This window comes from Deinococcus sp. Arct2-2 (assembly GCF_004801315.1).
Taxonomy (GTDB): domain Bacteria; phylum Deinococcota; class Deinococci; order Deinococcales; family Deinococcaceae; genus Deinococcus.
This window is the reverse complement of the sequence record NZ_SSNW01000028.1, coordinates 33,998-54,601: the sequence shown is the minus strand read 5'-3', so window position 1 is coordinate 54,601 and position 20,604 is coordinate 33,998. Positions and strand designations below refer to the sequence as shown.

The 20,604-nt window shown below is 62.6% G+C and carries 17 protein-coding genes and 3 pseudogenes; 9 read left to right on the top strand and 11 right to left on the bottom strand.

Annotated features, from left to right (window positions below; genetic code table 11):
- Positions 1-307: 307 nt before the first annotated feature.
- The 8 genes and pseudogenes from E7T06_RS21830 (at position 308) to E7T06_RS12615 (ending at position 11,246) form a co-directional block, all read left to right on the top strand.
- A complete protein-coding gene (locus tag E7T06_RS21830; protein WP_240741043.1) occupies positions 308-532 on the top strand; it encodes a hypothetical protein in 225 nt (74 codons plus the stop codon).
- 498 nt (positions 533-1,030) lie between these two features.
- Positions 1,031-1,654, top strand: a complete 624-nt coding sequence (locus E7T06_RS12640; protein WP_136366141.1) for a metallophosphatase domain-containing protein — start codon at positions 1,031-1,033, stop codon at positions 1,652-1,654.
- 53 nt (positions 1,655-1,707) lie between these two features.
- Positions 1,708-3,954 (top strand): 3'-5' exonuclease, encoded by a 2,247-nt coding sequence (locus E7T06_RS12635; RefSeq protein WP_136366140.1) that lies wholly within the window; start codon positions 1,708-1,710, stop codon positions 3,952-3,954.
- Between the two features lie 452 nt (positions 3,955-4,406).
- Positions 4,407-4,706, top strand: a pseudogene (locus tag E7T06_RS21825) (endonuclease NucS); the annotation flags it as partial.
- A gap of 299 nt (positions 4,707-5,005) precedes the next feature.
- A complete protein-coding gene (locus tag E7T06_RS21820; RefSeq protein ID WP_346763208.1) occupies positions 5,006-5,158 on the top strand; it encodes an endonuclease NucS domain-containing protein in 153 nt (50 codons plus the stop codon).
- Between the two features lie 148 nt (positions 5,159-5,306).
- Positions 5,307-7,442, top strand: a complete 2,136-nt coding sequence (locus E7T06_RS12625; RefSeq protein ID WP_136366139.1) for a protein kinase — start codon at positions 5,307-5,309, stop codon at positions 7,440-7,442.
- 606 nt (positions 7,443-8,048) lie between these two features.
- On the top strand, positions 8,049-10,349 hold the full coding sequence (locus E7T06_RS12620) for a WG repeat-containing protein (protein WP_136366138.1): 2,301 nt from the start codon (positions 8,049-8,051) through the stop codon (positions 10,347-10,349).
- Positions 10,350-10,545: 196 nt separating this feature from the next.
- A pseudogene (locus tag E7T06_RS12615) lies at positions 10,546-11,246 on the top strand (IS6 family transposase).
- A gap of 302 nt (positions 11,247-11,548) precedes the next feature.
- Here E7T06_RS12615 and E7T06_RS12610 read toward each other — a convergent pair.
- The 4 genes from E7T06_RS12610 to E7T06_RS12595 all read right to left on the bottom strand — a co-directional run bounded on the left by E7T06_RS12610 (position 11,549) and on the right by E7T06_RS12595 (position 12,961).
- Entirely contained in the window at positions 11,549-12,013 is a 465-nt protein-coding gene (locus E7T06_RS12610) for a hypothetical protein (protein WP_136366137.1), read from the bottom strand.
- Between the two features lie 172 nt (positions 12,014-12,185).
- The gene (locus E7T06_RS12605; protein ID WP_136366136.1) at positions 12,186-12,395 is read right to left on the bottom strand and encodes a hypothetical protein; all 210 of its coding nucleotides are present in this window, start codon (positions 12,393-12,395) and stop codon (positions 12,186-12,188) included.
- A gap of 63 nt (positions 12,396-12,458) precedes the next feature.
- Positions 12,459-12,656: a hypothetical protein gene (locus E7T06_RS12600; protein WP_136366135.1), complete on the bottom strand. Its 198-nt coding sequence runs from the start codon at positions 12,654-12,656 to the stop codon at positions 12,459-12,461.
- A 68-nt stretch (positions 12,657-12,724) separates the two neighbouring features.
- Positions 12,725-12,961 carry a hypothetical protein gene (locus E7T06_RS12595; RefSeq protein ID WP_136366134.1) on the bottom strand — a complete coding sequence of 79 codons (237 nt, stop codon included), beginning with the start codon at positions 12,959-12,961 and terminating at the stop codon, positions 12,725-12,727.
- Positions 12,962-13,519: 558 nt separating this feature from the next.
- Here E7T06_RS12595 and E7T06_RS12590 point away from each other — a divergent pair.
- Positions 13,520-14,179 carry a hypothetical protein gene (locus E7T06_RS12590; protein ID WP_168733519.1) on the top strand — a complete coding sequence of 220 codons (660 nt, stop codon included), beginning with the start codon at positions 13,520-13,522 and terminating at the stop codon, positions 14,177-14,179.
- A 269-nt stretch (positions 14,180-14,448) separates the two neighbouring features.
- Here the strand turns inward: E7T06_RS12590 and E7T06_RS12585 are convergent, their stop codons facing one another.
- The 7 genes and pseudogenes from E7T06_RS12585 to E7T06_RS12555 all read right to left on the bottom strand — a co-directional run bounded on the left by E7T06_RS12585 (position 14,449) and on the right by E7T06_RS12555 (position 20,603).
- Positions 14,449-14,697, bottom strand: coding sequence for a hypothetical protein (locus E7T06_RS12585; protein WP_136366132.1), 249 nt, complete (start codon positions 14,695-14,697; stop codon positions 14,449-14,451).
- A gap of 122 nt (positions 14,698-14,819) precedes the next feature.
- Positions 14,820-15,935, bottom strand: a complete 1,116-nt coding sequence (locus E7T06_RS12580; protein ID WP_136366131.1) for a hypothetical protein — start codon at positions 15,933-15,935, stop codon at positions 14,820-14,822.
- Positions 15,936-16,038: 103 nt separating this feature from the next.
- A complete protein-coding gene (locus tag E7T06_RS12575) occupies positions 16,039-17,145 on the bottom strand; it encodes a hypothetical protein (protein ID WP_136366130.1) in 1,107 nt (368 codons plus the stop codon).
- A 98-nt stretch (positions 17,146-17,243) separates the two neighbouring features.
- Positions 17,244-19,034, bottom strand: a complete 1,791-nt coding sequence (locus E7T06_RS12570; RefSeq protein ID WP_168733518.1) for an HSP90 family protein — start codon at positions 19,032-19,034, stop codon at positions 17,244-17,246.
- A 503-nt stretch (positions 19,035-19,537) separates the two neighbouring features.
- Positions 19,538-19,702: pseudogene (locus E7T06_RS21815) on the bottom strand (transposase); the annotation flags it as partial.
- Positions 19,703-19,870: 168 nt separating this feature from the next.
- Positions 19,871-20,155: a DUF72 domain-containing protein gene (locus tag E7T06_RS12560; RefSeq protein ID WP_240741042.1), complete on the bottom strand. Its 285-nt coding sequence runs from the start codon at positions 20,153-20,155 to the stop codon at positions 19,871-19,873.
- A 19-nt stretch (positions 20,156-20,174) separates the two neighbouring features.
- Positions 20,175-20,603, bottom strand: a complete 429-nt coding sequence (locus E7T06_RS12555; protein WP_136366128.1) for a hypothetical protein — start codon at positions 20,601-20,603, stop codon at positions 20,175-20,177.
- Position 20,604: the final 1 nt, after the last annotated feature.

The following is a 20,604-nucleotide window of genomic DNA, read 5'->3' as shown; positions in this document are numbered from 1 at the left end:
CGCTGACTGGGGCGAAGTGTCTTGGCCTGTGGTTCTGTCAGAGGGGGTCACTCCATTGTTGAAAGGGATGGAGCGATACTTCTGAGGGATTGGCGAGATAGAACTGAGGTGTTGAGGAGACACAACTGAGGGATTGGCGAGATAGAACTGAGGTGTTGGCGAGATAGAACTGAGAAGAATCTGGCGTGTAAAAGCTTGACATTCGTGCGCTTCCTTGACCCTCTTTCAGGGCTGCGCCATGCTGAAGGGGATGACGGCCGTCTCCCAACCTCCCCCTTCCAGTTGCACAACCAGCAGGCCTTCGAGAATGGCGACGACGTTGCAAGTGCTGTCGGCGGTGAAATTTATACCAGCGCTGCACCATACGCAGCCGACTCTGGAGACGTTATTGGCGTTGAGCATCGAACTGGATCGGCATCCGGGGGAGATTGCAGCGCTGGCGGGGGAACGATTCTTGGACTTGCCTGCTTTGGGGCAAGGCTGGTACGAGCGCCTAGCCGCCGAACGGAATGAACCGCTGCAAGCGGCGTAGCACGCGCTGCACTCGGCGGCGTATTTGGGCCTGGCGGGTGGGTCAACAACGGCGCTGCTGCTCTCAGAGGTGAGCTATGCGCTTCGGTGCTGGCGCAGCAGCAAGACCGACTCATAATTGAGCTGCAGAACCTCTCCCCTCCTGCCATCAAAGGCATCTAATCTCGAAAGACAAGTAATGATTAACCACATGTTCCGCTCAACAGTGCTGCTGACCTTCACGGGTCATCGGCTCAGGCGGAAGCAGTTCAGCTTCCTCGAAAAGTTCTGATCGGAGTGAGCATTCCTGAGTTGTGCGCGCCCCCAGCACAGGGAGAATGGTGAGTAGGATATGGCGCATCGGGGAGCCTCCAAACACGTAGATTTGCGACCATGGTAGGACAGATGGCCCGAGCAGATGGACAAGATTACACGGAGACGGTTTTCCCTCTCGCTCTCCTCCTGGCCTACGGGCCCTAACCAGCACAGATTCAGAGCAGCATCTTGAACAGGAGTTCTCTTGAAGATCGTCTGCATTTCCGATACCCATAATCTTCATGACACCGTGGTTGTCCCTGACGGTGACGTCCTCGTCCACGCGGGCGACTATTCGATGCAGGGTCACGTCGCTGAGACGCAAGCCTTCCTGACTTGGTTCGCCTCCCAACCGCACCGGCACAAGGTGTTCGTGGCAGGAAACCACGATTTTATCTTCGAAAAGCGGGAGCAACAAGCCCGGGCCATGGTGCCGCCGGGAGTGATCTATCTCGACGACGAGGGGATGACCCTCGAAGGGGTGCGCTTCTGGGGCAGTCCTGTCACGCCGTTCTTTCACCACTGGGCCTTCAACCGCCATCCAAGCTCCATCGGCAGGTCGTGGGACCTCATTCCGGACGACACGGACGTATTGATCACCCACGGACCACCCTCCGGGAGGCTCGACCGGTTGGCCTCTGGTCAGACCGTCGGCTGTCCCCAGTTGTGGGAGGCACTCGAGACCCGGCTGCGCCCCAGGCTGCATGTGTTTGGGCACATTCATGAGGGGTACGGGCAGGTCAGTGGGGGCGGACGCACCTCGGTCAACGCCTCCATTGTGGACGAGTACTACCGGCCAGCGAATGCCCCGGTGGTGGTGACCCTGTAGAGCGGAGGCGAGATCACCGCGTTCCCTCCCGGCCCTTACACTGAGGCCCCGACATGACCGTCCCGGATCCCCTGCTCTTCGGCCACGATGCCACCCCCGGCATCGTGGCAGTCCATGCCGACCTCTCTGGCCGCGCCCTGGTGTGGCGCCGAGCAGGGGACGACGTGACGCTGGAACAGGCCCGCTTCCGGTCGTGGCTGTATGCCCGTGATCTCGCTGACGTCGAACACTTGGGGGGTCGCCTCGCTTGGGACAATGATCAAGCGCCACTCGGCGTGCGGGAGCTGTCGGGCGCGCCTGGAAGCCTCCGCTATCTCCTCACGGCTGCTGACGGGCGACAGCTGCGTCACAGCGTGTTGAGGGGCGCGTCGCACCGTCTGGGGCGTCCCATCACCAGCCTGCATGACCTGCGCGGCTACTACAGCGTGGGGGCCGTGGAGCAGTACCTGATGGCGTCTGGCCGGACCTACTTCGGCGGCATGGCCTTCAACGACCCCCACCGCCTGCAGTTCGACCTCGAAACCACCAGTCTTACCCCGGACACTGGCCGCATCTTCATGGTTGCCCTCCGGGACAACCGTGGGTTTGAACAGGTGCTGGAAGCCCGGCAGGCCCATCAAGAACCGGCCCTGATCCACGGGCTGCTGGCGGTGATCGCCGCGCGGGATCCGGACATCCTGGAAAACCACAACCTGATGGGTTTTGACCTGCCCTTCCTGATGGGCCGCGCTGAGAAGCATAGGATCGCTCTGACTCTGGGCCGTTCAGGCGGCCCCCCCGGGGTCTGGCGGGTTCAGGACGGCCGATCCTCGCCCCATTGGGCCTGTGCCGGGCGGGAGTTGGTCGACACCATCGACGCGGTGCGGCGCCTGGATCTGCCCAGCGCCAGTCTGAAAGTCGTGTCCCAGCTGTTCGGCATTGCGCCGGAAGGGCGGGTGTACATCGAGGGCGCGCAGGTGGCCGAGACCTACCGGACGAATCCAGCGCTGGTGCGCCGCTACGCCCTCCAAGATGTCGAGGAAGTCGAAGCCCTGGCCCGGCGGGTGCTGGCCCCGTCGTTTGCCCTGGCGAAAATGGCTCCCCGGCCCTACCACCGACTGCCCTATGCAGGCACCGCGACCGGCATGCTCGAACCCATGCTGGTGCGGGCCTACCTGCAGGCTGGGCACGCGTTGCCGGGTGAGATCGCTGGGCATGACGTCCCCCACCAGGGCGGCACAGTGCACCTGTACGCTCAGGGGGTGATTCCCCGGGTGGTGAAAGCCGACGTGGCGAGCATGTACCCCAGCCTGATCCGCCATGACCGCATCGGCCCGGCCTGTGATCCACTGGGCGTGTTCCTGCACCTGATGGATCAGTTGACGGCCCTGAGGTTGCATCACAAGGCGGCCGCCAAACGGGGCGACCCAGGGGAGCATGAGGCCATGCAGAGCGCCATGAAACTGGTCGTGAACTCGGGCTACGGCTACCTGGGGGCTGGGCGAATGGCGCTGTTCCAAGACCGGGACGCGGCCGACCGGGTCACCCGCCGGGGCCGGGAAGTGCTGGCGCAGGTGGTCGGTGCCCTGCGGGGCCGGGGCATGACCTTGATCGAAGCGGACACGGACGGCGTGTTCTTCTCCACCCCCGAAGGCTGGACGGAAGTGCAGGAACGTCAGCTGATCGCGGAGGTGGACGCATTGCTTCCCGAAGGGGTCTCGCTGGAGTTCGATGGACGGGCCCAGGCCATGCTCAGTCATGAGATCAAAAACTACGTCTTGCTGCGTGGTGACGGCCGGCTGGAACTGCGCGGGGCGGCCTTCGAGTCCAGCCGCACCGAGGCGTATGGCCGGGAATTTTTGCAGCGGGCCCTGCGGTGTTTGCTCTCTGGGGACGTGCCGGGCGTCCGTGACGCGTACCTGCAGTCCCTCCACGCTCTCGATACCCGGAAATGCACCAACGCGGAGGTGGCCAGCCGGGTGCGCCTCACGAAATCGCCCGAACAGTACGAAGCCACACGCCCGGCGCGTCAGGAAGCAGCATATGAAGCACTGCACCGGTTGGGCCGGAGCTGGCGGGCTGGAGAAAAGGTCTGGCTCTACCAGCGGGCGGGACAGGGCCTGACGCCGCTCGACGTGAACCCGGACGGGCGGGACTACGACGTGAAGCATTACGCCGCGGCGCTGGTGAGTGGCTACGCGTCGCGGCTGCGCAAGGGCCTGACCCCGGAAGATTTCCGGCAAGTCTTTGACCGCTCCCAGCAACCTGGACTGTTTGACCGGCCGTTCGGGGCCATGCAACCGGTGTGGGAGCCAGTCTGAAGTCCTGCATGATGCGTCCAGGGGCAGCGCGTACAGGAAGACATCGAGCTATTAAGACATCAAGCTATTCATGGGCGAGATTCTCGCGCGGTGACAGCGCGCCTGACGCACTCACGGCCGTCTCCAAGGTGGTAAATACTTATATGAGCCAATACTTATTTACGCCGTCGAGGAGGTAAGCGCTGGCTGACCCGCTCAGCTAAAACAGGGTCAACCTGCAGCTCGGCCATCAGCACCCGCATGACTCCGGCCTTGCTGACCTACCGTCAAAATAATTGAGAACTCTACTTGTGGGTCATCCAGACCCACGGACAGACGGGTCATGCCGCCTTCGCTGCTCGTTGTTCTGGCGTGATGGGGTGAGGACTTCTGCCCGGCGAACCCCTGGGACGACTTGGACGGTTCGCCTCCTGGACGGCGCGCCGCGCCGTGCACTTCCCTATGCTGCGCCCATGATCCGCGAGCAGCTTCTCTCGCTGCCTGCTCTGGACGTGCGGGCGTTCCTCATGCGTGTCCTGCGCCCCCGCGACTGCTTGGTGATGGTCGGCGGGCTGGCGGAAGTGAACTACCGGGGCCGGGCAGCCAGTACCGACGTCGGGTCTTACCTGGTGATGATCAAGCAGGACGGCAGCCTGCAAGTTCACGCGTCCAAAGACGTCAAACCCATCAACTGGCAGCCCAAGACCGACGAGATCACGGCCGTGCTGGAAGACAACCTGCGCGTGCTGCTGGCCTCGCGCCGCAGTCCGTCCGAACTGATCCGGGTCACGTTCCTGGACGTGCAGTTGGCGCAGACGCTGGAACTCCATGTGGAAGCGGGTTTTGTGCTCACGGGCTTGGAAGCGCAGATGCAAGACACCCTGGCCGCTCACCCGGAGCTGATCGAGCCGGGCCTGCGGGTGCTGGATCGTAAGTGCTGGTGGACGCGGGCGGCAGCGATCTGTACGCGCAGGATGCCCAGGGCCGCTTCGTGGTGGGGGAGCTCAAACGCAGCCGCGCGACGCAGGAGGCGGTCTTTCCATTGGCGCGGTACGTTGGTTCGGTCTAGCGGGTGGTGGGGACGGGCCAGGTGCGGGGCATTCTGGCCGCGCCGTCGATCACGGGGGCTGCCCGGAAGGAGTTGGAACGTCACGGATTGGAATTCGCGGAACTCACCGCCCTCCCACCACCAGAGCGCGGGAACATGCAGCCCAGCTTGTTCTGAGCCGTGCCCGGGCAAGAAATGGGGGACGGGCCAGACGCAAAGACCGCACACACTCTGCCGCCCGCCGTGGATTTTGGTCTACCTTGAGGTATGAATGCGCCCGCCGTCCCGTCAGAAGGTCTAGCCTTCTGAGCGTCTGGTGCCCGGCATGATCTGTCCCATCTGCAACAGCCCGGTGGCGCACCAGCCCCTGAGCTGCCCGGTCTGCGGCTGCCCGCTGACAGGAATGCTGAGCAGCGGCGGCGACGCCCTGCCCGCAGGAACCCTGCTGCGGCACGGACAATTCCGGCTGGAAGGCGAACTTGGTCAGGGCGGCTTCGGCATCACATACCTGGCCCGCGATCAGACGCTTCACCGGCAGGTGGCCATCAAGGAACTGTTCCTGAGCGACTGGAAACGCATTCAGCAGGCCGTGCAGCAGCCCGGCAAACTGAGTGACGCGGAATTTCAGGACATCAAGATCAAGTTCCTGGCCGAAGCGCGCGTGCTGGCCGGGTTCAACGACCCGAGTATCGTGCGGGTCTACGACCAGTTCAGCGAGAACAACACCGCCTACTTGGTCATGGAATACCTGCAGGGCGAGACGCTCGAGGAGCGCCTGACCCGGGAACTCACCTTGCCCGCAGCCGACGTGGTCTCACTCGCGGAGCGGGTGCTGGCGGGCCTGCGACTCCTGCACCGCCAGGGCCTGCTGCACCGGGACATCAAACCCGGCAACATCTTCTTGGAGCACACCGGCCGGGTGGTGCTGATCGACTTCGGGTCCGCGCGGGCCTTTCAGGCGGGCAAGACGACCGCCATGACCCAGCACCTGACGCCCGGGTACGCACCGCTCGAGCAGTACGCCGCTCAGGGCAAGGTCGGTCCGCCCAGCGACCTGTACTCGCTGGGCGCCACGATGTTTCACGCGCTGAAAGGCCAGATGCCGCCCGCCGCGTCTCAACTGGCCCTGGGCACGGCGCTGCCTGCCCTGCCTGCGGGCGTGCCCGCTGCCCTGGCACAGGTGATCCGGTCGGCCATGAAGGTCCGGATGGATGAGCGCCCACAGGGTGTGGACGAGTTCCTGAACGGGTTGACGAAACCGCCGCCCGCGCCCCGACCTCCGGCACCCCCACCGCCCGCCCCACCTCAATTTCCCGGTCCGAAACCCGCGCTGGACTACCTGAAGTTCATGCGCCTGACCCCCACGCAGCTGCAGGAACGGCTGACGAGCGGCGCGGTTCAGGTGAGTGCCCTGCCCCCAGAAGTGCGCCGTCACCTGGTCACCATGGGCTGGCTGGACGCCCAAGGCCGCCTGACGTTTCAGGACAACAGTCCGCCCGCCCCGCCTGCAGCGCCCCGGCCGTCCCCAGCGCCGCCCGCTCCCGCCCGGCCGCCGAGACCCACGCCTGCACCGGTTCCACCGCCGCCCCTCCCCCTGCCTGCCCTGCCCGACCCAGCGGACATCCGGCAGCTCTGGGCCGCCATCGAACAGGTGCCCCGGCCCGGCCCAGCCCCGCTGAACGTGCCCGTCCTGTCGCCGGTGAAGCCCGCGAACGCGCGGAGCGGCTGCGGCACCGCCGGTGGGGTGGTCGCGTTGGTGGTGCTGGCCGCCCTGATCCTGCCGTTCGCAGGCTTTATCGGGACGGGCGTGCTGTTCGTGATCGCCCTAGCCGTGCTGTTCGGGTCAGCGGCCGGCGGCCTGGGCAAGGCGTCACCGGCCGTCGCCGCGTTGGATCTGCGGATCGGCCAACTGCAGGCCCGGTTTCAGACGGCTCCGTTGGGTCAGGCCGAGTTCGACACGCTATATCAGGAACTGGAGCGCATCCACCAGGTGGTGCTGGCCCCGGCAGATCTGGTGCGGCAACGGCAACGGGAGGCCCGCCAGACCCTGCTCGCGCAGTATCTGGACGCGGAACTGCGCCGCTACCCGCTGGAACCGGGCACGGTCTCCGGGATCGGGGTGCAGCGCGTGAAATCCCTGCAGCAGCACGGCATCCGCACCGCCTACGACGTGACCGCGTCGCGGCTGCGGCGGGTCTCCGGGTTCGGAGAGAAGATCACCCGGGATCTGCTGGCCTGGCGGCGAAGCCTGGAGCGGCACGTGGAAACCACCATGCAGCGGCTCCCGGACGACCTGCAGGTCACCCAGCGGGCAGGAGACGAAATGTGGGCGCTGCGCGAGCAGTTGGCTCAGGGAGAGCAGGCGCTGCAGCAGGTGCTGGTCAACGCGGCCGCAGAACGTGACCGGGCCCAGCGGGATCTGAACGCCGCCGTGCAGCAACGCGAAACACTCAACCAGTAAGGGCCGTCATTTTCCAAAGAGACCGGTGTACGTCACGGCGTGCGTGAGACCCCAGTACGCGCAGGCCCCGCAGAACAAGACCGCGCTGACAGGATTGAGGCGGGAAAGGAGAGGCTGCGGCGCCAGGCCGTAGACCAATGTTCAGGACCAGTCCGGTCAGGACAGCGGGGAGAATCAGGTTCTGCAGGTCCAGGCGCGTTTTGATGGCCTGCGGCAGGTATGGGAAAACTGCGGGCATGCCAGACGCTGATCAGGGTCAGTCCCATCCTCACGAGGCCCACGGGCCGAGGGCGAGGTCCGTGGTGGGGCAGGGGAAGATGTGCTGCCCGGTGCGGGGCATGAACTGGTGTACGGTCCATCCCAGCTGAATGAGGCACACACCACGTCGGAATGACAGCCGATCCATCTCCTCCTGTAGGGGAAGCCTGGGCCCCGGCGGCACTCTTGCCCCCGCATTGACCGAAGTTACCCTCGAGTGCCCCGAACCCGGCCAGGTGGCCAAGTTCCGGCAACACAGCGCCGCGCAACCGTTAATGTCATGCCGATGGACCTCAAACGACAGACCGCTCCCGAACCCACCCGGATCACGACAGGCCGGCAAACCACATGAAGTGGCTGATGGGAATGCTGCTGGTGCTGATGACGGGACAGCTGGCCCTAACGGCGCCAGCCGTTGTGGTACGGACGAAGCTCGTGCCGGTCTGCGTGACTGCGCTCTATCAGGGGTGTGGTCTGGTGGACCGGGAGGGCAACTGGAGGGTCAGGCCCTGGTACAGCGAAATTCATCCCAATGGCGAAGGCTGGACCGTACGAAGGCATTCGGGGCTGACCGGATGGCTTGACGCCGACGGGAGAGTCGTCATCACGCCACGGTTTGAGTCCATCGCCGCGTTTGTCGGTGGGTTGGCACCCGCCAAGCTGTACGGCGAGGACGCGAAGTACGGTTATATCGACGCCTCGGGCCGCTGGGTCATTCAGCCAAGGTTCGATCAGGCTGAAAAATTCAGTGAAGGCCTGGCGAGTGTGCGCTGGACCGAAGGGGGACGCGAGCGCTCCGGCTACCTGAATCCGCAGGGTCAACTGATGTTCTCAACCCCAGAAGCGACCGATCAACCATTCGTGGATGGACGCACCACGGTGATGGGCCGAACGTCCGATGCTGCCCCGACGATCTGCAAAGGGATTGACCGCACAGGCCGTGAACTGATCCGGATCACTGGCCAGGACAGCTGCAACGTGACCGTCGTGGCAGGTGGCGGGTGGATTCTGGACAGCGACGATAGCGCCCGTCTGGTCGACCGCCACCTCAAGACGCTGCTCAAGGTACAGGGTGAGGAGGCGCACATTCACGGTGACCCGGAAGGCCGCCCTGCGACTGGCCTGGGTGTCTTCGGGACAGGCTCAGGTGAAGGCTTGATCGACCTGCGGACAGGCCGGGTGCTTATCGCGCCGCGCCAAGGGCAATTCTTGGGGTTTCACGGAGAAGGCCGCGTGTCTTATCAGGAAGACAGGAACGGAGAGACGGTGTACGGTTTTCTGGATTATTCAGGGCGTCCGGTCATCCCGGCGCAGTATGCCAGCTCGGATCAATTTTGGTCCGGCCGCGCGGTGGTGACCACAGCCGACGAAGCGCCGGTGGTGCTGAACCTGAAGGGAGAGGAACTCTCCAGCTTCAAAGTGCTCCGCCCAGTAAGTATCGACCTTGATCCCTGGAAGGATGACGTCCAGAGCCCGGTGCGCCGCGACGTGGCCCAGGTCATCACCGATGAGCAGGAAGACGTGTGGACTGACCTTGATGGACGTCCGTTTCTGCGGGTGCGCGGCAGCAAGCGCTGTGCCATTGACGAGGTATTCAACCAAAAGGGACAGCAGATCTGGCCGGCAGACAGTGCCGCCGTCTGCCGGGTCAATGGGGCGGGACTGACAGAGCATGACAAGCTGAGCGGGACAGAAAAAGCTTTACTGGCACACAAGCATGCTTTTGAACATGAGCGCCTGGATGATGAGGCGCTGCTGCACAAGCAGGGCAAGGTTCCCGTGTTTGAGCGGATGATGCCCCCCGAACAACGGCGAATGGGAATGCTGGTTCGGAACGCCGCTTGGCTGGATGGCCCACGTGAACTCTCCCTGGGTCAGGGCGTGCGCCTGTCGCTGCCTGCGGGTCACCGGTACCTGCCGCCGGAGGCTGTGCTGGCGCTGAGACGCGGGCTGAGAGCAGAAGCTTCACCTGCTGCCCCGGAAGCTGCACAAGGAGAGCGTGTTGTGAGCACCGCTTGGATCCTCGGTCCACATGAACACTGGCGCACGGAGGTCTCTGTGGTGGGGCGAGGGTATCTGGCTCTGGACGCAGCGCTGCCAAGCCCGGACGAGTTGCTGGACACCATGAAGCTCTATACCACCGGAAGGTGGGCCGATGGCGCCAGCAGTTCTGTTTTCCAGTCGCTGAGCTGGCTGCGCCTTCCTGAGCTTGACAGGGCGCGGGCACGTCTCACCTACGGCTTCAGTGACAGCGACCTTGAAGCGGGCGGACGGCAGGACACCCTGAATGTGGCGCTGTTCGGGCGCAGTCAAGTGGTGGTTCTCTCCACGGTGTGGCACTCTCCCTTTCAGCTCCAGCATTTCGAGCTTTTTCAGGGCGACGTTCTGAAATTCAGTACGCAGATCCAGTTTTTACCCGGGCACCGCCACCAGGACTACCAGCAAGGGGACGCTGTAGCCCCTGTGGCTCTAGAGACCCTGATCACTGGCCCCCAGCCGGAACACCTGTCCAGGCTGGGGGAGAGCATCGGCCGCCTCGAGCAAAAGCGTCAGAACCGGATCAATGGAAGACTGCTCGGGCTGCTGGTGATCCTTGTTGCAGCAGCCTTGATGTTGACCACGAGGTTCAGTCGCCGCCGCTTGCCGTAGAACGGATCCAGTGCTCTTCCGTTGATCCATGGCATGGTTCTGGCAGCTGAACCGCAGTGGGCCGCCCCTCTGGGGGTCACTTCAAGATCGAATTGACCCCCCTTGTGGTAACGCGAATTCCCCGCAAAGGTTGCCGCTATTGAACTTTGTCTCCCTCGGAGGTTCTGGCAAGTTAACTTCGGTAGGCTGGTCAGCTGTGACTGACCGCAACCCCTACCGCCACCGTTTTCCCCTGAGCGTCATCGGTTATGCGCTGCGGTTGCACCACCGCTTCCCCTGAGTCAGCGTGACGTGCAAGAACTGCTCCACGAGCGCGGGATTCAGGTCAGCCACGAAACCCTACGGCAATGGAACATCAAGTTCGCCCCACTCCTCACCGAGGAACTGCGCCACCGGGAACCCCGGCGGGGTTCCCGGTGGTTTTTGGATGAGGTGTGCGTGGAGGTCGGTGGGATCAAGCATTGGCTCTGGAGGGCAGTGGATGAGTCCGGGGCTGTCCTAGACATTCTTCTTCAGGAGCACCGCGACACCGGAGCGGCCAAATCCTTTTTCGTCCGCTTGCTCGGGGAGTACGACGCTCCTGAGGTGATCTATACGGACAAACTCTGGAGCTATGGGGCGGCGATCCGAGAACTCCCCGTGCTCCACAGTGTGAAGCACGTCCAAGTCATCTCCACAGCCCGCTGCAACCATCTGGTTGAACCGTCCCATCGACCGACACGCCAGCAGGAACGGAGTCAGCTCGGCTTCAAACGCCGAAGACGGGCTCAAGAATTTCTAGCGTTACACGCTCGCGTTTCGAATCTTCACTGCCACACCCGAACGACCGTCCCCGCCCCCCTCCGACGAAGCAATCAAGATGCAGCGCTTCTCCGCTGGCGGGACGCCCTGCAGTAGGCGGCTTGATTCTCAAGCCGCCTACCGTCCTCCTGTGGCCCTCTGAAGTTAAGTTGCCAGAATCTCCCAAACAGACAAAATTTCTTCAGAAAGTCGCCGAAAGGCGGCTGTTTTGTTGAAAAACCTGGCTATTTCGGCGCCAAGAGGCCGCTTGGGGAGCATTTTCAACCCCAGTGGGGAGCTCTTGTCCTCAAGAGGGGGGGCTAGCAGGGCGACGGCAACTCTCTGCGCTTGAAGCGCAACGGCAGGACAGAGTGCCGGGGCTGGGAGCGGCTTCCCTCCAGCTCCAAGGTGGGCGTTCCTCAGAGCCCCAGGCGGTCTGCGGTGAGCCCAGAGGGCAGCAGCCACAGGCACACCTCGATCGGGCAGTCTTTGTCCGCTTGGAACAGCCCCACCGAGATCGTCCGGTCGGGCAACAGCCAGTTCACATGCCCTTTGGCCCTGGTGGGCTCCCTCAGAACCATCCTCGCCTCGGCCAGGATGGTGTCCATGACGGCGACGGCTTCCTCCCAGCGCTGGTCGATCACTGCGTAGGGGTCTTCGAGCTCCTCTTCGGTATAGTCGCCGCGCCCGTCGAGCAGCTCTTGGAAGTCCTCGGACTCGTGAAGCGTCATCTCCAGATAGAGCGTGCCGTCTGGCGCGTTGCTGCGCCGGAGGTGGGCGTCCTCAGGCAGCGTGACGCCCTCTTTGGGCAACGCATCCCAGGTGACGGGCAGGGCGAGGACGGCCGGCCACAGGGCCGTGCGGTTCGTCGGAGAGGTGGTCATCACCGCGTAGCCTAGGACACATCAGACAGCCTTCCCTGCAGCCCCAGGAGGGAAAAGAGCTGCCGCCGGAACGCACAGCGGTGGCCGTCGAGCTTTTCTCGCTCATCCCCACAGGTCGCGCCCGCTGTAACCCTCCCGCAGGCACGGCCGGGGAGACGATGAGCGGGCGAGACTACCGGGTTGCTTCCGGCATGGGGTCGCCCGGAGAGAGGGCCGCGAAGGCGCGGTAGAGGGTCACGCAGCCGTCGTAATGCCGCCGCCATTTGTGGTCGGGCTGGCCTTCCAGCATGTGGGTGACGGCCTCCCCTGCCTCGCGGGCCTCACGCAGGCTGTTTTCCTCAGAGGCGCGCCACTCCTCATAGGTCGGCATCGGGCTCAGCATGATCGTTTCATCATAAAGGCTGTCGGCCGGGGCGCAACACGCTCAGACGGCCTGTGCCATTCCCTACAGGACATCGACTTCCGGCACGCCGTGGGCCCGGGCCACGGCCACCAGCTCCTGATAGTTCACCACCCCCGGGGACAGCACCAGCGGTGAGGCGGTGGGCCGATGCATCAAGATCGGCCCACCCCAGCTGGAGCGCAAAATCACCCAGCCCGCCCCCTCTCCCTGCCAGACAAAGGCGTAGTCCAGCGGATTCACGCGCGTTCCCTCAGGCAGGGTGCGCGTGGCGGCGCCCGGCAAGAAGGCGTCGTGGTCGTAGTAGTGGTTCAGGCTAGCAATAGGAATTCAGGGGTATCCGGCCCTTCCGCGCGGGCGGCTTCCAGCACCTGCTGCACCAGATCCACCGTGAACGCCGCGCTGAGGCCGGGGAAGCGGAGCTCGACAGGTTGGCCAGCAGCGTCGAGGGCGAGGTGCTCGTCGTAAGCGCCACTGTCGAGCAGGAGGACGGCCGTGTCGGGCGTGAAGGCCACAACCTCATCCCGCGTGGGAAGGTACACCAGCACATGCCCGGGGATAAGGTCAGCCTGTCGCAGCAGTTCCGCTAGGGAGAGACGGCACGGCAGGCAGCAGCTGAAGGTGGGTCATCGCAGGTGAGCTTGGACTATAACGGGTTCAACCTCGGCTGAAGGGCGGGCCGCCATGTCTTGTCTCCTCCATCAGGTGACTTCTATATATAAGGCAAGCTTGCCCGCAAGAAGGGCAACCAGCTCCGGTCCTAGAACGAACTGTTGCTCAGCACGATCCTAAGCGTTCCGCTCCTGCTGATCGCGTTTGCCGCTGTACTAGGGAGCAGCGCTGCAGTTGCCCGCCGGGCTCTTGACCCGCTTGGCCGAGGCGAAGCCGGGCAGCCAGAAGAGGGAGCTGCGATCGGTGCCTCACGCAGACAGCGCCTTAACCACCGCGGAACGCGGGAGCCGGGCGGCATCTAGGCAAGCTCATCATCCAAACCCTAGGCCTCCACAAGGCAAGCTGCCCGAGCCTGGGTGTAACGCCCCGGACGTTAGGGTTGATGGATGAATGAACCTGCTAAAACAAACTGGACCCTACACATGCGCGCAGCTATGGAAGTGGACCCGCTGCACCATTTGCCCTGGCGTTTACGACGGGCGTTCTATGCCGATCTCGGAAGCGAGGCAGGTGGGCGGCGAGTCAAGGGATGGCTCGCCATCTTGAGTGCGCAACGGGTTCTACCGCTCGTGCTGAGCGCAACCCCTTGGGAGCCACAACCCCTTCAGGATCTAGATGCCGCTGTCCGATTTCTCCGAGGCTGGACTTACCCCATCCACGATGAGCCCGGATTCACACCGGAACGGGTGTCGCTGGCCAGTTACGACTCCGGAGAGGGAGGATACGACTTCTTTACGGATGAGTCCCGTGCGGATGTGCTGCGGGCAGCGGTCGCTGCAGGCAAAGCCCTACTGGAGGCGAGCAGTGACCGTGATCCCTTCGGAGGCGCAAGCAATATCCATCAACATGGCGAGAGCCTAACCTTCTCGTCGGTGAAGCAAGCGGATGAGGACATTGAGGGTGATGACGAAATGTTCAGTGTCTTGATCGCCGTTGGGGACGCGGCCGGAGCCGCAGCGGTGGCGTCGGCTTGCGGGCCGGAGACCTCAAGCTGTGACCCAGAACGCTTGGCAGCCTTCTGGACATGGTGGTTGGACGACGCCTTGCCCCTGGCTTTTAAGCTGGCAGACGTGGACTGGCTCCATCAGGGATAAGCGATCAACCAAGGGTAAGCGAACAACAAAACAACTCGTTACCGCCCTTCAGGTGTCCCCCAACGGCGCACGCTTCCAGAGGCAACTTTGCAAGGCTCTGCGCCGTTGCGCACGCGTTGCGCACGACGCCGGATCGGGGCTTTTGCTGACCGCAGAGACAAAAAGAAAAACCCCGTCACGGACGAGGTTTGTGGTGGTGTGCCTGAAGGGATTCGAACCCCTGGCCTTCTGATCCGTAGTCAGGAGTTCTCTCCTCCAAGAGTTTCCAATCAAGAAAATGCGTCGTGTAGAACGTTCATTTCAGGATTGAAATGGAAGAAAGCACGGTCAGCACAACACATTTCAGATTGACCGTGCAGGACACGGGTCGCAGTTAGGGGAAGAGAGAGTGCAGCGGAAACCTGAAGGGGAACGCAGCGCATCAGGAGCGTGGTGAGAACGGACGAGTAGCGTTCAAACGCGCTGACAGCGCGTTGTTCAGGATCACCCATTGTTGACGTACTGACCGCAGTTTTCATGCGCCGACCCTACTCTTTCGCCCGCCCAGACGTCTTGCCCAATCTTGTGGAAACTCTTGCTCCTCCCTTCGCAACTTCACCGAGACACGCGTGCTGAAGGCGCCTCACACGACGTCAATGGTCTATAGACCAACTTCTCCTGTGGTGCCTAACGTTCGCGCCAGCTTCTGGGTGTAATGGGGCGTGCCGTTGCGTTTGTCGAACTGTGTAGCTAAGGCTCTGGCTTTGGCCAGATGAGACTCCAGCCGACCAGAGACGGGGTATTTGCCGCTCTGCTGCCAGCCTTCCGCCTCAGGCGAAAGTGCCAGCGTCACCGCTTCCTCTTCCAGCCTGCTGAACAGCAACGCCGCCGCCCTGTGGTAGTCCATCTGGGAGCGCCGTTCGCGGGTCTGTTCGGCCCAGGGCAGATGGCGGGCATACCACTCCAGTCCGGTGGACATGTCCGTGAGGGCCAGGAACTCCAGATGCTCTGCCTGAGTGCTGAGGAAGTCGGGCGCACCCTCCACCAGTTCACGTCCCTTGACCGCGTACTGAAGAGCGAGGTCACGCTGACCCTGGCGCAGCAAAGGCTGTAACAGCGTGCCGTAGGTCAGGTGTGGTATTTCTCCGCAACTCATCTTCTTCTTGAGGATGAGCTGGCCCTGCTTGATGCAGGGCCCATCATCACCCATCAACACGTGATACTCCGCACGGGCCTGCGCTTCACAGGCCGAGCAATCGCTGAGCATGTCTTCTTTGGCAACCTGCCACACGTTAAAGGCCGGCTGCGCCGCGGCGGGATCACCCATGTGCATGGCCAGTTTCATCTGCAGGTAAGCACTACTGCGGGCCCCAGCCCCCAGCTTGCGGGCGTACTGCGCGTAACTCCCGTGCAGTTCGTGGATGCGGCTCAGCGGGAACTGTGGGAACTGGTGTGCTGCGCTCAACACCCACTTGTGATGCCAGGCCAGCGTATGGTCATCCACCTCATCCGGGTGTTGCGCTGCGTAGTGCTGGCACCAGGCGAACGCTGGGAACAGCTTTTCCGACTGCCCCGACATGGCTGCCGTTTCCATCAGGGCCATCCGCGCATCGTAGCTGGCCTGCCCGTCGCCGCTCAGGTCCGCGAGGCGTACTGCCTCCTCGGTGACGCCGACGCGTTCCGGGCCGTATTCCATATCTTCTTGCTGCTCCAAAAGATCGTAGGGGTTGCTCATGGGTGCGCCGCCTTCCTCGGTGTTGAGACCGAACCGTTCCAAATGATCGCTGTGTGAGACCAGAAACGCCTGGTCCCGATTCCGCTGAGAGCCTTGCCGGCATCCTTATGTTTCTGGGATTGGCCTGGCAACGGTGCAGTGTCGCTCACGCTCTTGCTGGAGACGGAATCAGTGCCAGTGCCAGAATCCTGTCTACCTCTTGCTGCTGCTGCGTGGTGCCGTTGCGCGCGTCGAACAAGCTGGCCAGGCGCTGCGCCTCGCCCATGTGACGGTACATGCGCTCCTCGGCACTGTACCGCCCAGCCTCCTGATAGCCGGCAACGGTGGGGGACAGCCGGATGGCATATGTTTTTGTCTTGCCGCCATTCCACAGAGTAAGGAACAGCATGGCGGCGGCAGCGTGGAAGCACTGGCTGACGGCCAGTTCCTTGGTCTGCTCGGCCCAGACGACGTGATGGGCGTACCACTTGAGGGCTGCACTGGGATTGACCAGCGCCAGGTATTCCAGGTGCCGTGCCTGTGCCCACAAGTAATCGGGTTGACCAGATACGTGCTGACGGCTGCGGGCGGCATGCTGTCCGGCCTCATCCCAGCGGCCCAGCCGCATCAGCGGAGCCAGGGCCAGGGCGTGTGTGTTGGCAGGGATATGGGCACAGGTCAGGCGCCTGTCCAGAATGTGCTGAATCTGCATCAGTGAGGCTTCGTCATCACCGCAGAACAGGTGATACTCCGCCTCAGTCTCGGCTTCACAGGCCTCGCAGGCGCTCAGGTCATCACGCTCGGTGCTGGTCAGTGTTTCAAAATGCGTCTTGGCTGCGGCTGCGTCTCCAGTGTGCATGGCGTACATCAGGCCCACAAACGCCTCATTGTGGCCGCTGAGCCCCAGTTCACGCATGCGGCGGGCATAGTCGTGATGCAGGGCCAGGATGCGCGGTGTGGGGATCTGAGGAAACGTGCGTCCAGCGTTCACCACCCAGCGGTGGTGCCACAGCAGATCTTGATGCTCATCTGCGTCCAGCGCCTCCGGGTGGCGGTCAGCGTAATCACGGCACCAACTGAAGGCCACCAGCATCTTCTCGCTTTGACCCAGGGCGTAGGCGCTGTTCATCAGCAGGCGGCGGGCGCGGTAGCCCTCGTTTTCATTCTGGGTCAGGTCAGTCAGGCGCACTGCCTCCTCAATCAGCGCCAGTTCCTCTGAGCAGAAGGGGAGGTTGTTGATACGGTCATACAGATCCTGGAGCTGTGAAGACATGTGGATATTCCTTTCGTCGAAATTGAGTTGAAGGCGGTTGACATCGGCTGGGGGAGGGACAGCATTTCGCGACAACGTGCGGAGTATTGAGCATCTGTTCAGTTCAGAGTTGAGATAACACTGGGCGCTCCACTTCCAGTCAGCGCGTCCCCGATCAGGTCAGCGAGGCCAGTGTTGAGCAGTGCCAGCTCGCGGGGCGTCAGGGGGTGCTGACCCAGCAGCAGGGCCTGGACATACAGCATGCCGAGCACACGCCGCAGCAACTGGGCGTCGGGCAGATGTGCGGCCTGCTGGATCAGCGGGTGGGCAATATTGAAATGCACCTCAACCGCCGCCTCTGTCCTCTCGGCCTCCAGATCTCCCAACAGGTCGGCCCACAGGCCCCCGCCCAGCTTCTCGCGGGTCCGGGCCAGATCTCGATGTGGCCGGGCAAAGGCCAGCGCAGGCAACGCCGCGGGGTTAAAGCGGCTCACACGGGCCTCGGCGTTCAGCGGCAGCAGGGTATCGCGGGCCACCTCACGCAGGACGGCAGTCTGAACCAGTTCCTGCGGCGTCAGGGCGCTGAACTCCTGTACCAAATCGTTGGGGGTCAATTGGGTCAGACGGACGCCCGGGTTCAGCGCGGCGTACTGGGACAGCAGCGTCGAGTCGTAGGTGTAGATGGCGCGAATGATCGGCGTCTGTCCTGGGAGGGCCAGTTGCGCGGCTTGACGGTACAGGTTCAGATCGCTGGAAAAGCGGATCTCAGGGTGGTCCTGGCTGCCCAGGGCCAGGTAATCGGGCAGAGTTAAAGAACCTGCGCTGGTCTCAAACGGCAACCACGGCGCGAAGAGTTGCAAGAAGGCGTCGTCCTCAGCGGCCAGCGCCTTGATGCTCAGAAAATGTAGCTCAATGAGACGGCGCAAGGCGGCAGGGTCACGCTGGGCCAGATCGACCAGATAGGCTTGAAGTTGCCCGGCGATTTCCTCTTGGGCGGCCCGCAGATTGACGTCATCGCGCAGGGCGTCGCGGGCGGCGTTGGGCCGCAGCGTCTGGGTGTCAAGCACGGCCCGAATGAAGAAGGCCCAGCGGGGAGTGAGTTCCTCTTCCTCGTTGGAGAGCAGCATGTGACGCACGTAGACACGGTGCTGCCCACGCCGCTCCAGCGTGGGCGTCCAGGGCAGGATAAATGCCACCCCGCGTACCTGCCCTGACTCAGTCTTGATGTCCACAAAATCCAGCGGGGGCAGCTCAAGGAGGTGTGCGCCGTAGGCCAGGGTGGCCGCGCGCCGCGCTTCCTCGCCCCTGGAGTCGTCCAGCCAGGGTGCGCCGTTTTCATTGACTGTCACGCCGTTCACCTTCACTGGGAAGGGCAGCAGCCCACCGAAATCGCCTGCCCACGCTGAGACCCGTTCAGGCAGCAGGTATTCGGCGCGGCCTTCCCGCGCCTTGAGCCTCACCTGGGTGCCGGTGGGCGTGTCGGCGGGTCCGTCTTCCAGCGTGTAAGATCCGTCGGCGTGGCCCAGCCAGCGCAGGGGCGGCGTACCGGAAGCGCTGCGGCTCACCAGTTCGATTTCCTCGCTGACCAGAAAGCAGGCCAGAAGGCCAATGCCGAATTGTCCTATCATCTCGATATTGCCGCGCTTGGAGCTGCGTCCGATGGTGGCCAGAAAGCTGTGAATATCATCTGGTGTCAGGCCCACACCATTGTCGGTAGAAATCAACGTGCTGTCGCTGGTTTCAAGGGTGAGGACGGGCACAAATTCCTCGCCATCCTGCTGTTGGCGGGTGCGGATGGCGTCTACGCCGTTTTGCATCAGCTCACGGAGATACACTTCAGGACCGCTGTACAGGTGTTCGCTCAACAAGTCAATAAGTCCGCCAAGATCCACGGAGAAGGAATGAGACATGAGCAGCATTGTGTCAGACCCACATTATTATGTCTATGGTTAAATGGATGACTGCAAGCAGGGGAAATTGCTTACAGATCATCTGGAGATGAGGGGAGCAGACTGATGATACAGGCCAGCTGAACCATCCCCAGAATGTTCCGCGCCTTAACCTCGTCTGTGTTCGCACTCACCGAAAGCCCTGAAGTCACGCCATGGTGCGCCGCACCTTCCAGCGCCGCTTGTGGCGTCGCAGTCATCTGCCCCAAGTAAGCGGCACTGGAATTCTCACACGCCCGAATAACACTATCGGAGATGCCTCCACGCTACCGCTCAGCCCAGTCTATGCCCCCGCTGAGGAGTCACAACAACCTTACCGTTCTCAGGGTGTAACTCTTCAGGAACACTCTAGACAGCGCTCAATTAATACAAATGTTTTCACAGTGTCGTCTGAGCGTCCGGCGGGCCACCGGAGTGGAGAACTGCCAGTTGAGGGTGATGCCAGCGCGTGAACGCGCTGCGACCCACGCCTCGACTTCGGAACGAAGCCGTTCCAGCGAAGGAATCCGCCGATTCAAGCACTGCCGCTGAAGAGCGCTGAATTCCAACTCCGCCATATTCAACCAAGAGGCATGTTTTGGCGTGTAGATCCACTCGAATCGGCCCACCAACCGGTGGGCTTGTTCTGGGGACGATTCTGGCAGGTTAACCGGTAGGGTAGGTCGGACTATGCGATCTTCCGTCCTTCGGACAGTTTCTGGTGGGTTCTAGGGAACCCTTCCGGAGCGGTCTCCACCGTGCAGTGGGGTAGACCGAGGAAGACCGACAGCAGGGGCTCACACCCCTGCAACCGGGCGTCATGGGTGATGGTTGATGGTTCGGGGGAGCTTGACACTGAACCTGAAGGCGTCCGGCACCGTGTCGGCCCAGCGTTGATAGGTGCTCTGGCGATGGGGGCGGTAGAACGAGGAGTTGATCTCGGCGGCGTTCAGGCGGGTGGCATAGCGCTGTAGCACGCTCTCGCCAGCACCAAAGCGGGAACGCTGGGCACTGGCGATGTGCCATCCGGGACAGCCGATGTAGAGGGGGATCTCCTGTCTTCCAGAGGCATCAGGTTCAACGCGCTGTTGATGGAGGCTCATAACGGACTCTCTTCTTGACTTACTGTTCTCTGGTGTCCGTTAGAGCAATGGTCAATTTTGTCTTGTAGCCCGCTTGATAGTCAGCGGAGCTGTCTGGGTCAGTAGCGAGCGAGTGAACCGTATACGAAATCCCGAAGTTCCCTTTATCCAGCACGGTAGTCCAAGAGCCGAAGTCAAGACGGAGTGACCTCTGTTGCTTAAATCCGGCTTTCACCAGTGCTTCCGCTATTTGCAGGGCCGTTTCATCTCTGGGAGCGCGGGACAGGTAGCAGCCCCCATTCTCTTTGAATTCAGCATAGACAGCCACACATTGGTTCTTCACCAGCATGAACTCAAACTTACTCAGTACGGCTTCAATCTCAGACATGACTTGGGTTGATGACATGGCTCCACCGTTCGCCTTAGGCGTGCAACTGGAAAGCAAGCTCAGCAGCATCACGGTTCTCAAG